The 13,282-nt window shown below is 63.2% G+C and carries 12 protein-coding genes; 3 read left to right on the top strand and 9 right to left on the bottom strand.

Annotated features, from left to right (window positions below):
* Both ACM6IM_RS10595 and ACM6IM_RS10600 read right to left on the bottom strand, forming a co-directional pair.
* Positions 1–1,116, bottom strand: coding sequence for an ABC transporter substrate-binding protein (locus ACM6IM_RS10595; protein ID WP_192301670.1), 1,116 nt, complete (start codon positions 1,114–1,116; stop codon positions 1–3).
* A 77-nt stretch (positions 1,117–1,193) separates the two neighbouring features.
* Positions 1,194–2,294, bottom strand: coding sequence for an ABC transporter ATP-binding protein (locus ACM6IM_RS10600; RefSeq protein WP_414865093.1), 1,101 nt, complete (start codon positions 2,292–2,294; stop codon positions 1,194–1,196).
* A gap of 130 nt (positions 2,295–2,424) precedes the next feature.
* Here ACM6IM_RS10600 and ACM6IM_RS10605 point away from each other — a divergent pair, with 130 nt between their 5' ends.
* Positions 2,425–3,318, top strand: coding sequence for a LysR family transcriptional regulator (locus tag ACM6IM_RS10605; protein ID WP_192301672.1), 894 nt, complete (start codon positions 2,425–2,427; stop codon positions 3,316–3,318).
* A 34-nt stretch (positions 3,319–3,352) separates the two neighbouring features.
* Here the strand turns inward: ACM6IM_RS10605 and ACM6IM_RS10610 are convergent, their stop codons facing one another.
* Both ACM6IM_RS10610 and ACM6IM_RS10615 read right to left on the bottom strand, forming a co-directional pair.
* Complete coding sequence (locus ACM6IM_RS10610; RefSeq protein ID WP_207195344.1) at positions 3,353–3,712, bottom strand: cupin domain-containing protein; 360 nt, start codon at positions 3,710–3,712, stop codon at positions 3,353–3,355.
* A gap of 17 nt (positions 3,713–3,729) precedes the next feature.
* Complete coding sequence (locus ACM6IM_RS10615) at positions 3,730–5,127, bottom strand: NAD(P)/FAD-dependent oxidoreductase (protein ID WP_414865094.1); 1,398 nt, start codon at positions 5,125–5,127, stop codon at positions 3,730–3,732.
* A 158-nt stretch (positions 5,128–5,285) separates the two neighbouring features.
* Here ACM6IM_RS10615 and ACM6IM_RS10620 point away from each other — a divergent pair, with 158 nt between their 5' ends.
* Together ACM6IM_RS10620 and ACM6IM_RS10625 are read left to right on the top strand one after the other, a co-directional pair.
* Complete coding sequence (locus tag ACM6IM_RS10620; protein ID WP_412547982.1) at positions 5,286–6,104, top strand: helix-turn-helix domain-containing protein; 819 nt, start codon at positions 5,286–5,288, stop codon at positions 6,102–6,104.
* A gap of 221 nt (positions 6,105–6,325) precedes the next feature.
* Complete coding sequence (locus tag ACM6IM_RS10625; protein ID WP_414865095.1) at positions 6,326–7,405, top strand: sensor histidine kinase; 1,080 nt, start codon at positions 6,326–6,328, stop codon at positions 7,403–7,405.
* On the opposite strand, the gene ACM6IM_RS10630 is transcribed toward ACM6IM_RS10625, so the two are convergent.
* From ACM6IM_RS10630 to ACM6IM_RS10650, 5 genes are all read right to left on the bottom strand, one after another.
* Positions 7,366–8,544 carry a carboxylate-amine ligase gene (locus tag ACM6IM_RS10630; protein WP_414865096.1) on the bottom strand — a complete coding sequence of 393 codons (1,179 nt, stop codon included), beginning with the start codon at positions 8,542–8,544 and terminating at the stop codon, positions 7,366–7,368. The genes ACM6IM_RS10625 and ACM6IM_RS10630 overlap by 40 nt on opposite strands.
* Positions 8,545–8,559: 15 nt before the next feature.
* Positions 8,560–8,838: a hypothetical protein gene (locus ACM6IM_RS10635; RefSeq protein WP_414865097.1), complete on the bottom strand. Its 279-nt coding sequence runs from the start codon at positions 8,836–8,838 to the stop codon at positions 8,560–8,562.
* A 181-nt stretch (positions 8,839–9,019) separates the two neighbouring features.
* Positions 9,020–9,949: a homocysteine S-methyltransferase family protein gene (locus tag ACM6IM_RS10640; RefSeq protein ID WP_414865098.1), complete on the bottom strand. Its 930-nt coding sequence runs from the start codon at positions 9,947–9,949 to the stop codon at positions 9,020–9,022.
* On the bottom strand, positions 9,949–10,923 hold the full coding sequence (locus ACM6IM_RS10645; RefSeq protein ID WP_192302788.1) for a glycine betaine ABC transporter substrate-binding protein: 975 nt from the start codon (positions 10,921–10,923) through the stop codon (positions 9,949–9,951). Before ACM6IM_RS10645 ends, ACM6IM_RS10640 begins: the two co-directional genes overlap by 1 nt.
* Positions 10,924–11,009: 86 nt before the next feature.
* Entirely contained in the window at positions 11,010–13,073 is a 2,064-nt protein-coding gene (locus tag ACM6IM_RS10650) for an ATP-binding cassette domain-containing protein (RefSeq protein WP_414865490.1), read from the bottom strand.
* Between the last annotated feature and the right edge of the window lie 209 nt (positions 13,074–13,282).

The raw sequence follows: 13,282 nt of genomic DNA on the forward strand, positions 1-13,282 counted from the left end.
TCAGCCACCAATCAGCGCCAGGTAACGTTCGAGCGTCTCACCGTAGTGATCGGCGTACCACAGGTTGTTCATCGACACCTGCCTGCTCAGGTTTTCCGGCGCGGTCGGGTTGATGCGCTGCAACTCGGGCGAGAGCAAGGCGTTCGCCTTGGCATCCACCGGCCCCATGTTGTAGACCTCCATCAGCCTGGCCTGAACCTCCGGGCGCAGCGCATAGGCGATGAACTTCATGGCGTTGGCCGCGCCGGCGGGGTTGTTCTTGGGCACCATCCATACCGACGGCGCGACGATGGCGTTGTCGAACGTCCAGTCGATGGCACCCCCGGTGTCGTGTTTGATCAGCTCGGCGCGGGTGTGCCACACCTGGCCCATGCTCGCCTCGCCATCGCGCAACAGTTGCTGCGACTCGGCACCGGTGGACCAGTGCGTGACCACGTGCGGCATCAATTCTTCGATCTTGCGCAGGGCACGGTCGACGTCCAGCGGGTAGAGCTTGTCCGGCGCGACACCATCGGCCAGCAAGGCGCACTCCAGGTTGGCGCTCATCCATTTGTAGAGCGTGCGTTTGCCGGGGTACTTCTTCACGTCCCAGAAATCCGCCCAGCTTTTTGGCGGGTTCTTGCCAAAGCGTTTGGCGTCGAAGGCGATCACGTAGCTGTAGGTGTAGTTCGCCAGGCCGAATTCATGGATGTCGCCATAGCCGATCAGCGACTTGTCGACAATCGAGTAATCGATCGGCGCCAGCACGCCCTCCTTGCCCAGGCGGTACGAGGAATACATTTCACCGTCGCACACGTCCCAGCGCACGGCGCCGCTGTTGACCTGGGTTTTCACCGCGCCCTCGGTGGGCCCGCTGCCATCGACCTTCAACTGCAGGCCGCTGGCGGCGTTGAAACCCTGATAACTCTTCTCGAAAGCGGGGACTGCGTCGCCGCCCCAATTGGACACCACCAGTGATCCGCCTGCGGCGAATGCACTGCGCAGCGGGCCAAGCCCGGCCATGGCGGCCGCGACCATCAAGGCCTGGTTGAAACTGCGACGACTGAGCGTGCCGGCTTCGAGCTTTTCCCGGGCGATGTCCATTGTGTCGTCGATAAAGCGCTGTTTGTCTTTCATCCTAGAAACCCCATGCAATAGGTTGTGGGCAGGTGATCGAACCAGTTTCTTGTTAGGTGTGTTGCTTGGTTTTGTCGTCAGGAACAAATCAGGTGGCCATGCTGCCGTGACCAGGAGCACCAATACGCTTGGCCGCGCTCCAGGCTGTTCAACATCGGGTGACCGACCGGGATGCGCAGCGCCATCGGTTGCGCATCCTCAAGTCGCATATCCAGGCTGACGTGGGTGCCCAGATAGGTCAGTTTTTCCATGCGGGCGACCACGCCGTTGCCGCCGCCGGCCTGGGCGAACGGTTGCAGGTCGACATGTTCGGGACGGATCGCCAGCCAGTGCTGGCCGGTGTTGCTGACGGCCACCGGGTCGGCGCCACGGGTGACCACCAGCGGCCGGCCCTGATAATCGCAGACCAGCGTATCGTCCTGGCGGCGGATACCCTGCACGCCGAGCAGGTTGGTATCCCCGAGGAAATTGGCCACGAACCGACTGGCCGGACGCTCGTAGACTTCCTGCGGCGTGCCCAGTTGTTCCAGCCGGCCGTGGTTGAACACGGCGACACGATCCGACAGCGCCAGCGCTTCTTCCTGGTCGTGGGTGACGAACACAAAAGTGGTGCCGAACTCCTTGTGCATGCGCGCCAACTCGACCTGCATCTCCTGGCGCAAGCGCCGGTCAAGGGCGGACAGCGGCTCGTCGAGCAACAACAGCGATGGTTCGAACACCAGCGCCCTGGCGAGCGCGACGCGCTGCTGCTGGCCGCCGGAAAGCTGCTTGATGCCGCGATTGCCCTTGCCTTCCAGGCCAACCCTTTCCAGCATCTGCCCGACTTTCTCGGTGATTTGCGCGGCGGGCACTTTGCGCACCTTGAGCGGGTACGCAATGTTCTGCGCCACGGTCATGTGCGGGAACAGCGCATAGCCCTGGAACACCACGCCGAAATCGCGCTGGTCGGCTGGCAGGTGGGTGATGTCCTGGCCGTTGCGCTCGATGCGGCCTTCGGAGGGCTGCTCGAATCCGGCGAGCATCATCAGGGTGGTGCTTTTGCCGGAGCCGGATGGCCCGAGCAGGGTCAGGAATTCGCCGCGCTTGATGTGCAGGGTCAGGTCACTCAACGCACGGGTTTCGCCGTAAGACTTGCCCAGCCGCAACAGGTCGACAAAATGCTCATGCGTGACCGACATCGAAAATCCCTCTCATTTAAGCGGTTGAGTGACTGACGCGTGCAGCCATCTTCAAGTCAAACCAGATTGACATCAAATGATTTGTTTTCTAGGGTTAATGTGAATTCAACTAACGGTTAATCAAGCGAACATGGCTCTGAAAGCGACCCGTCGACTGCCCTCGCTGATCGCCTTGCGCGCCTTCGATGCCCTCGTCCGCCAAGGCAGCACGGGGGGTGCCGCGCTGGAACTGCACGTCACCCACAGCGCCATCAGCCATCAGATCAAGAAGCTCGAAGAGGAGTTGCAAGTCGCACTGGTGGAACGCCAGGGCAAAGGCGTGCACCTGACCTCGGCCGGGCGCAAGCTTAGTCAACTGGTCAACGGTGCGTTCGAGCAATTGCGGGATATCCAGACCGCCCTGCCGACCACGACCCCTTCCGGCAGTCTGCGCATTGCCTGCGCCCCGGCGCTGCTGGCGCGTATCTCGAAGATCCTCGACCGCTTCCTGCGCGACTACCCGGACGTGTCGCTGTACATGCTGCCGATCGAGCAGGCCACGCCGAACGTGGACATGGTGATTTCGTTCGGCGACAGCCAGGTCGAAGGCCAGCGCATCGCAGCGCTGGGCGACATCATGTATTTCCCGGTGGGCAGCCCGCGCCTGCTCAACGGCAGCGAGCCGTTGCGCAAGCCGCGTGACCTGGAGCGACAGGTGTTGTTGCACGAGGACGAGGGGTACGACTGGAGCCGCTACTTCCTGGCGGCAGGCATTCCCAGCCTGCAGGGCCGACAAAACATCTACCTGCCGAACGCCTCGCTGACCATCGATGCGGCCATTGCCGGCACCGGCGTCACCATCAGCGATTACATCCTGGCGGGCGAACACCTGGCCCAGGGCACCCTGATCCGGCTGTTCGACATCGAGTTCCCGGCCCCTCACCCCTACTTCATCATCATGCCGCTGCGCAGTACCAACGAGCTGGCCAAAGCCTTTTCGGACTGGTTGATGCGTGAGCTGGAGATGATTGCGCGGGTGGATTGACGCGCGTCGCAGGCATGGGCTCCCGACGTTCTGGTCACCCCCGCAGAATCATGAACACCTTGCGCACAGGCGTGAGGTTTTCCCAGGTGCCCTTGAACCCTGCAGCGACCACGAACGTGGCGCCGGCCTTGAATTCCTGGCTGACGCCCTGGCTATCGGTCAGCCGCACATGCCCTTCGAGCAGGTGGCAGAGCTCGTCGTAATCGCATTCGCAGCGCTCAAGGTGCTCGGGCGCTTCCCAGATACCGCCCGTGGCTTTCTTCTGCGGGTCGACAAAATGCCGCCAACTGCGGCTGCGATACGGCGTGTCGACCAGCGCCGGGTCGCTGGTTTCCAGCTCGACCGCTGGCAAATCGGGGTTGGCGAAGTCGATGATGTGTTCAGGCTTGTTCATGGATGTGCTCACTTCAGTCAGGAATCAAAACCGATGCCCAGCGCGTCAAAGCCCTTGAGCAGCCAGTCACGGTGCCCGGTGAGGTCTTCGCGGGCCAGCGAGCGCTGGGCCAATGACACGCCCGCGTAGCGCAAGGGCTCGGGTGGAAACGGAAAAGGTGCGGTCGAGGTCATCGCCAGTTTGGTGCGTTCGGTCGGTTTGCCTTCAAGCAGATCAAGCAGGGTCAGCGCCGCGAAACGACTGGCCGATACCCCCTGCCCGGTGAACCCCTGTGCATAGGCCACGCGCCCGTTCGATGAGGTGCCGCAAAACATCGTGGTGCGCGCCGAGGTGTCGATGACGCCGCCCCAGGCATGGGTAAACCTGACATCGGCCAATGCCGGAAACGCCGACTGGAACTGCCGGGCCAGGGTCGCGAAGCTGTCCGGACGTTGCGTCAGGGCCTCGTCACGGCGGCTGCCGAAATGGTAGATCGCGTCATACCCGCCCCAGAGAATGCGGTTGTCCTCGGTCTTGCGCAGGTAATGGAACTGATTGCCGCTGTCGGCGATGCCGTAGCGCCCGACCCACCCGATGGCGCGCAACTGCGCGTCGTCGAGTGGCTGGGTCGCCAGGGCATAGTCATAAATGGGGATGACCTTGGACTTCAGCGAGCCCAGCAATGGCGGCGCAATGTTGGTGGCAAGCGCGACCCTGGCCGCCTTGACCGTGCCCAGGCCGGTTTCCAGCACCTGGGCAATACCGTCCTGGCGCAAGGCGCTGACCGGGGAATGCTCGAACAACTGAACACCTTGTGCCAGGCACACCCGGCGTAGCTCGGCGACCATTTTCACCGGGTTGAGCAGCGCGTAGTTGGGCTCGAAAACACCCGCGACATAGTCAGGTGAGTCAAGGTACGACTTGAGTGCCTCGCCCTCCAGGTACTCGCAGGCAATCCCGAAACGCGCGTAGTTACGCTGCATCGAGCGCAAACCCTCGACCTGCCAGGGCTGGTGGGCGACGTTGAGTTTTCCCTTGCGTTCGAAACTGACGTCCATGGCGTAGTGCTGCAGATCCTGCTCGAAGGCATCCAGGTTTTCCCGGCCCAGGCGCACCAGCTGCTCGGCTTCCCCGGGCCAGCGTTTCAGCGCATTGGCCACCCCGTGGGAAATGCTCGGTGCGCAAAACCCACCGTTGCGCCCGCTGGCTTCGCCGCCGCACTGCCCGGCCTCCAGCACCACAATCGTCGCGTCGGGCGAGCGCTGACGCGCCAAAAGCGCCGTCCACAAACCCAGGAACCCGCCGCCGACGATGGCGAGATCGCACGAGACATCGCCGGTCAGCCGCGGGGCGACGGGCGTGTCGACCCGCGCCTCCTGCCAGACAGGGTAAGGCCGGGCATCGGCCAGGGACTGGTTCGCGGCGTGAGGTGTCATGGGCGCATGCTCCAAAAAATTCATGGGCTGACGCTAAAGCAATGGCCGGCGCTTTCACAGGTACGACGGCGCGACAAACCTCGCAGCGGACACGGGCGGAAAACCGGCGCTTCTGGAATACTCTGGGCTTTGCCCTGATCCGCGCCATGGAGTTCGTTGTGGAAGCACTTGATTTACCCACCACCGCTACCTTCGTGACAGACCCTGCCAGCGTGCAGACCCACGAGGTCGCCGTGCGTTATCACCAGGCCTGGAAGCGCCGTGACCTCGATGGCGTGATGGCGCTGTATCACCCCAGTGTCGAATACAACGACTTCCTGCAGAACCGCACCCTGGACTACGCGCAACTGCGCGACTACCTCGGCGCCAGCATGCCGCTGGGATCGCAGGAGTTGCAGACCTACACCGACCGCCTGCGCATCGATGGCGATACCGCCTTCCTGCAATACCGGGTCACGCTCAATGGCAGCGACGGGCTGGTTTCATTCCGCACGGTGGAAGCGCTGTCGATCAGGGACGGGCTGATTGTCAAAGTCAACGAACACGCGGTCCTGGTCAGCCAGGCGCTTTCGGTGACCCGCCCGGCCTACAGCGCCGGCGCGGTCAGTCGCCTGGGCTTGTCGGCCCGGCAGATCGGGGCGCTGGCCAATGACTTGCAGCAGTACTTCGAACAGTCCAAGCCCTTTCTCGATCCCCGGCTGGACCTGTCCCATGTGGCTGCATCGACGGGTTACACGCGCAACCAGATTTCGTTTTTCCTCAATCAGGTTCGCGGCCAGACGTTTTATGCCCTGCTCAATCAGCTGCGCCTGGACGAGGCACTTGAACGGCTGAATGCCCAGGGAGCGGCGGCGCGGATCGAGGAGATTGCCAGCGCGGCCGGGTTCAACTCGTTGTCGACGTTTTATCGGTGTTTCAAGGAAAGGACCGGGTGTTCGCCGAAGGGTTACCTGCAATCCAACACCCCCCCGCTGTAGGAGCGAGGTCCGGACAACGCCGGTGGCCGGACCGCCAGAGCGTCGTCATCGAATACCATCACCAGCAGGCTCGCTCCCACGGGGACATGCATCGCGCCTACACTCTCTTCGCCCTCAACTAAAATGACACCTGGAGCCAAGGCCGGCTCCTTCGCCCGTTCGCCTGTCGGACGCAAGGCACATTCCTATTACGGGTTACCAGGGAGGCAAGAACGACCGCTATGCGACTGTCTGATTTCATTCTCACGCACATGCAACAGATTTTATTGGCAAGGGAGACGTACACCGGGACGATCGACACACCTGGGCCGGCAATGGACGCCAAAGGCCTGAACAACCATGCGCAGTTCATTCTGGAAACGGTTGCCCGCGACATGCGCAGTGCCCGGCCCGAGGGCGATTGGCCGGCCAGGGCTCAGGCAAGCACACGTCTGATGGCAGGGTTCACCCTGGACCAGATGGTCCTGGAGTACCGGGCCTTGCGCGCCAGCGTGCTGCGGCTCTGGCTCGCGGACGCCCCCTTCGTCGACGGTTCCCAGGTCGATGACATGATTGGTTTCAACGAAGCGATCGATCAGGTGCTCGTGGAATCCATTGCGACGTATGGGCAAGCCGTGGAATCGACACGCAAGAACGTGCTGGGCGTTCTCGGGCATGACCTGCGCTCCCCGTTGGGCGCGGTGATGATGGCGAGCGACCTGCTGCGCCAGCACGAAAACCTGTCCGAGCGCGGACTTCAGCTGGCAACACAGATAAGCACGAGCGTGCGACGAGCCAACCTGATGGTCAATGACTTGCTCGACCTGGCGCGGGTCAACCTGGGGACGGGAATACCCGTGAAGCGCGAAGCCTGCGAGCTGAACGCGCTGTGCACATCGGTCATCGAGGAGCTGCGCACCGGGTTTGCGCAGGTACGGATTGTGTTGCATGCCAGCGAGCGCGTCACCGGCCACTTCGATCCGTTGCGCATGGAGCAGGTGTTCACCAACCTGATTGCCAACGCGATTCGCCATGGCGATCCGCAGCAACCGATCCACGTGACACTCGCCCGCCAAGGCGACCGAGCATTGTTCAGCGTGCACAATCGCGGCGAACTCATTCCGGCCCATCTCATGCCCTGCCTGTTCAATCCCCAGGGCCGCTACTCCAGCTATGCCAGCGACGAAAAGGGCTCATCCGCCGGGCTGGGCCTGGGCTTGTTCATCGCCGCGCAAATTGTCGAAGGCCACGGCGGCAGCATCGAAGTGGCGTCGACGCTCGATCAGGGCACGACCTTCACGGTGCTGCTGCCCTCGGCCTGAGCAGTACGCGGGCGATGGCCCTGGGCGGTTTCCGTCAGCAGATGATCGACCACCTGCGAAAGCGCAAGATCGGTGGTGTGGCCGCTGCTGATGGAGGCTTCGTAAACGCCGCGCTGCCGTTCTGCGCTGCTGCCTTCGCAGGCAATCTGCCGCAGCTCGGCAAACACGCCGTCCACGCCCAGTGCTCGCGCGGTTTCCCCCAGCGTCTGCTCTGCCATGGACAGCCATTGCCCAAGGGTCACCGGTGCGTCGAAACCCTCGACGAGGAACGCTGCGTTGATGCCCGACCTTTTCGCCCTCCAGCGATTCTCCATCACTCGCCATCTTGATTTCGCCGAGTAATCGGCGCCCGGGCGAGGTTGCGCGATGGCATGGGCGACCATCACGCGGAACAATGAAGCCAGACTCAGCGCGTCCCCCAGACGCGGACAGGCGTCGGTCATGCGTAACTCCAGCGTCGGATAGCTGGCCGAGGGACGCACGCCCCACCAGCAGCCACCGGCGTCCCTCAGGGTGCCATTGGCGATGAGAAAGGCGACATACGCGTCGTAGTCGTGCTGATCTTCCAGGTACTCCGGCACACCCATGCGCGGCCATTCATCACAGGCGGTCTGCCGATAACTGGCGAACCCACTGTCATCGCCCTGCCAAAAGGGCGAGGAACTGCTCAGCGCCAGCAGCAGCGGTGTCCAGGGCAGCACCTCGTTCATGACGTGAATGCGGTCCCGGTCACCTGGAATTTCAACGTGCACGTGCAGGCCCGAGAGCAGGCTGCGTCGGGCCACCTGCTGGTAATCGTTGAACAGTTGCTGGAAATGCGCCTGGGTCGTGGCCCGTTGCAGATGCCAATCCCCCAGCGGATGGCTGCCGGCGCTCAGCAATCCCAGGCCGAAGGGCTGCAACGCCTGACGCAGGGCGGCGCGGGCGTTGGCGAGATACTCTGCGGCCTGCGACAGGCGGGTGAAAACAGGCGAAGCCACTTCGATCTGCGCCTGGAACATCTCGTAGGCGAAACCATGGCCCACTGCAGCCTTGCACGCATCGCTCACAGCCCGAGGCACTTCGCCTGGCATCCGCTGGGTGGCCAGGTCCGTAATGAAATACTCTTCTTCTATGCCGAACCTCAGTTGCTCGCTCATGGCGGCCCCGGTGTGCTAAGCGAGGTTCGGGACGCAGGGCCGTGCCGGGTGGTAATCCTCCCCCGCGACCGCCCGCAGATAAGCCTGGTCTGCCCGGACACGCAGTTCCCGCCACTCCGGCCAATCGACAAGACCGATGCGATCCATCTCGTCCGCCTGGCGAAGCAGCTCCTCATGGTAGGCGTCCGGGCAGTGCCTGCGCAGTGTGCCGTCGTCGAGCGCACGATGCCAGGCGTCCAGGGCACAGAGTCGCTGCTGTTGCAGGGGCGTCAACTGGTGGTTGAAAGAGGTCATGGCGGCATCAATCCGGGGATGTTTTGGTATGGAACATCCGGGATGCCGCCAGGTTCAGGAAAACTGACGAGTGTGTTGTTTGCGCAGGCCTGATCGCCGGCAAGCCCGCTCCCACGGCAGTCCAGCGTTCAAAAATCCACGGTGGGAGCGAACCGGCTCGCGATGGCTATCGGGCAGTCAATCAGATCCGTCGGGTGCCACCCCCCTCTGCTGGCGGCAGCAGGTGCAGGTGCAACTGCGCGATGTGTTCAGGCCCGATACCGCAGCAGCCGCCGACGATGTTGGCGCCAGCGGCGACCCAGGCACTGGACCAGTGCAGGTAGGATTCCGGGGTCAGGTCGGCACGGATCTCCAGCAAGGTGCTATTGGCCTTGGCCTCGGTGCTGACGGGAGGAAACGCGTTGGCGTAAACCCCCAGTTCGATGGCTTGGCCGAGGCGCTGAATCACCGCTTGCGCCTCGACCAGTGCCGCCGCCATGACTTCCGGCTGGCTGCAGTTGAACAACACCACGGCGGCGCCCAGTTCGGCGGCGACCTCCACGGCATCGGCCACCGCTTCGCCGGAGCGCAGGCGCGGTGCGCCATCGGCTTGATCCAGCAGCGTAAAGGACAACCACAGGGGTTTCGGTTCAGCACCCAGGGCTTCGTAGACCGCGCGAACCTCGGCAATGGAGCTTTGGGTTTCCGCCAGCCAGACATCGACCTGGTCGCGCAACCCGGCAATCAGTTGCCGATGAATGTCGACGCTGCGCGAGTGATCGAACAAATCCGGCCGATACGAGCCCAGGGCCGGCGGCAATGAACCGGCCACCGTGACCGGCTCGGTATTTTCGCCAGCGGCCTGTCGAGCCAGGCGCCCGGCCCTTTCAGCCAGGGTTCGGCCGTGCTCGGCAAAGCGTTCCTCACCAATGTGAAAAGGCACCACCGCGTAGCTGTTGGTGGTGATGATCCGGGCCCCGGCCGCGATGAATGAGCGGTGAGCCTGCAGCACGGACTCCGGCGATTCGATCAGCGCCAGCGCCGACCATTCCGGTTGACGGAAGGGGGCGCCGATGCGCTGCAATTCCCGCCCCATGCCGCCATCGAGCAAACGTAGGTTCGAGGCACTCATCAGTTGGCGCTCACCTTCTGCGCCGGCCCGGCCAGCCACTGATCGACGATCGCAGGGTTCGCCTTGACCCAGGCCTTGGCCGCGACATCGGCCGGCTGCTTTTCCTTCTCGATCTTCAGGATCAGGTCATTGAGTTGCGAGGGCTCGATGGCGACGTTTTGCAGAAATTCGGCAATCTTCGGTGCCCGCTTTTGCAGGGCGACAGAGGACAGCACGTAGACCTTGGCATCCGGGAATGCGCAGGTGATCTGGCTCTTGTTCAGCCAGTCCGGATCCACCGTCGGGCTGATGAATTTCCAGCAGCCGTCAGCCTTGTACAGCGGATCGCCTTTCTTGTTGTCCTGGGCATAACCGTCGAAGGCCGGTTCTTCCAGGCGACGCAGGTCGAAGGCGGAGAAGATCCAGTCCGGGGTGTAGGCATAGAACACCACACCGCGCTGGGCCTTGTAGGCCGCTGCCAGTTTCGAATAGGTCACCGAAGCCTCGGTGGAAATCGACTCGAATTTATCGGCGAACTGGTAATCCTTGGCCTTGATTTGACCGATGTAGGTCGACTCCCAACCCGCCGGCCCCACCAGCAACTGGGCCTTGCCACCGCCCAGGGGTTCGAAGAGCTTGGCCACTTCCGGCTTCTTCAGGTCATACACGGATTTGACCCCGTATTTGTCCTGCAGATAGCCGGGGATGTAGAAGCCTTGCTCCCCCACATAGGGCTGCTTGTTCGGCACCAGCGAGCGGGTGCCGCCGGTGACATACTTGGCCCACGCCGCGGATTGGTTGGGCAGCCAGATGTCGGTCAGCACGTCGACCGAACCGTCGCCTTTGGACGCCGCACTGAACAGCACCGGGACATCCCCGGCCAGGTAGGAAACGTCGGCATCCAGACGGGTTTGCAGCACTTCTCCGAGGATGTGCTGGATGGCGATGGCCCCGGTCCAGTTCTGTTCGCCGATGACGATCTTGTCCTTGGCCATGGCCGTGGCGGAACCGATCAGGGAAGCCAGCAATGCCGCCGTGCCAAGGGTGCGCGATAGGGGTGTCTTCACGATAAATCTCACTGTCAGTGGTTGAGGTGGTCTTGCTTGCGCAAGCTCGATTGAATGATTCGGTCGGGGATCAGCGCGCACACGACAATCGCGATGCCGGCCAGCACGCCCTCGCCGCCCTTGATGTTGCGCAGCGCGGTCATGACGTCGTAACCCAGGCCGCCGGCGCCAATCAGGGCCGCGACCACCACCATCGACAGGCTCATGACGATGGTCTGGTTGATCCCCAGCAGCAGCGAGCGGTGGGCCAGCGGCAACTGCACCTTGATCAGGGTCTGCCAGGGGCTGGCGCCGTGTGCCACGGCGGCTTCGACCGCGTCCTTGGGCACTTCCTGGATGCCCAGCGACGTCAGACGGATCATCGGCGCCAGGGCAAAAATCACGGTGGCGATCACGGCAGGCGTCTTGCCCACCGAGAAGAACGCCACGGCGGGGATCAGATAGACGAAGGTCGGCAGGGTCTGCATGACATCCAGCAAAGGCGTGACCAGGCGGCGCACCAGCGGTCGCTTGGCCAGCACAATGCCGGTGGGAACACCCAGCACCAGGGCGATCAGCACCGAGGAACCCACCAGCGCCAGCGTGGCAATGGTGTGCTCCCAGAAGCCGAACACACCGATGTACAACAATGCTGCGCCGCTGGTGAGCGCCAACGCCCATCCGGCAGAGCGCCAGGCCAGGAACACCAGCGCCAGCGCCGAGACGGGCCATGGCAACCAGCCCAGGATGTTTTCCACGCCCTCGATCACCGTGCGCACGGCGACGATCACGCCCACGAATGCACCTTCGAAGGTGATTTGCGACCAGCCGATGAAGTCGTCGATGCCCTGCGCGGTCAACAGCATGGCCTGGCGGTTGATGGGAAACTGCAACAGCGCATGGGTGGTTTCCGGCGTCACCACGCGCCACAGCACCAGCGCCTGGGACACCAGCACCACCGCCAATGGCAGCAGCCAACCGGAGGGGCTGAAACGCGAGGCATGACGGCTCAGGGAAATCGCCGTCAGACGGCTGGCTGCCAGCACGAGCAGCGCAACCGGAATCAGCCACCACGATGAGCTGGCAACGCCCTGCCCCAACGCGGCCAGGGCCGCGAGTTCGAGCGCATAGGTGCTCCAGAAGGAGCCGCCCTTGCCCCGCGCCGCCAAGGCCGCCGGCCCCAGCAGCAGTGCTTGCCACCATGGCAACCCGGCAGTGGCCGGCTGCTCGCGACGTTCCGGTTGCGCGGCGTGTACCGCCAGGCTGTTTACAGCGACGGGCGCGGATGAGGCGGGCTGGCAATCGCGGAAGAAATCTGCCACTTCGGCGTCGGCCGGTTCCTCAAGCAGCTGTTGCGGCGTCCCCAACTGCACCAGGCGCCCCCGGCGCAGCACCGCGATACGGTCGGCCAGGCGGATCGCCTCGGCCGGATCATGGGTGACCAGCAGCGTCGTGATCCCGCGCTCACGGACCAGTGCCAGGAAATGACGTTGCAGGTCTCGCCGGATCGTCGGGTCCAGCGCGCTGAAAGGTTCGTCCATCAACAGGAAGTCCGGCTCCGTCACCAACGCCCTGGCCAGCCCGACGCGTTGCTGCATGCCGCCGGACAGCTCGCGGGGGTAATGCTCGCCCCAGCCCTCCAGGCCGACGGCCTTGAGTTGCACGGCGGCGGCCGCCAGACGGACGGCTTCCGGCTCGCCACACAACTCCAGCGGCAGCGCGACATTCTCCAGGACCGTGCGATGGGGCAACAGGCCGAAATGCTGGAACACCATGCCGATGCGCCGCGACCTGAGCGTGCGCAGCGCACGGTTGCTCAAGCCGCTGATGGCCTGGCCTTCGATCAGCACTTCACCCTGGGTCGGTTCGATCAAGCGATTGATGTGGCGCAGCAAGGTCGACTTGCCGCTGCCCGAAGTGCCCATCAGGCACAGGACCTCACCGCGTCGCACCTTGAGACTGACGTCGTTGACCGCAGGCAAGGTCGGCGCGCCTTTTTTGCGCAGGTAAGCCTTGGTGACGGCCCGCAGTTCAAGCACCACATCGCCATCGTTCTCAAGCTCGGCACCGGGTTGAATGGACCTCTGCGCAGACTCGATGTCTGTCGCCAACGGGGTTTGAATGACTGTCACAAGCGCTCCCGGCAAACCACCTGCAAGAACACTCGCTCACAGGTTCTGAAAAGTCGGGCGTCAGACCGTGACCGGAAATCGGTCAGCCCAACGCCAAAAAAACGCCCGGCTGGAAAGCCCGGCGCTCTGGATTGGCATAAAGCTAAACGATCTTAAAAAATTAATATAAATACTAT

The sequence above is a fragment of the Pseudomonas sp. IT-P12 genome, assembly GCF_949767465.1.
GTDB lineage: Bacteria > Pseudomonadota > Gammaproteobacteria > Pseudomonadales > Pseudomonadaceae > Aquipseudomonas.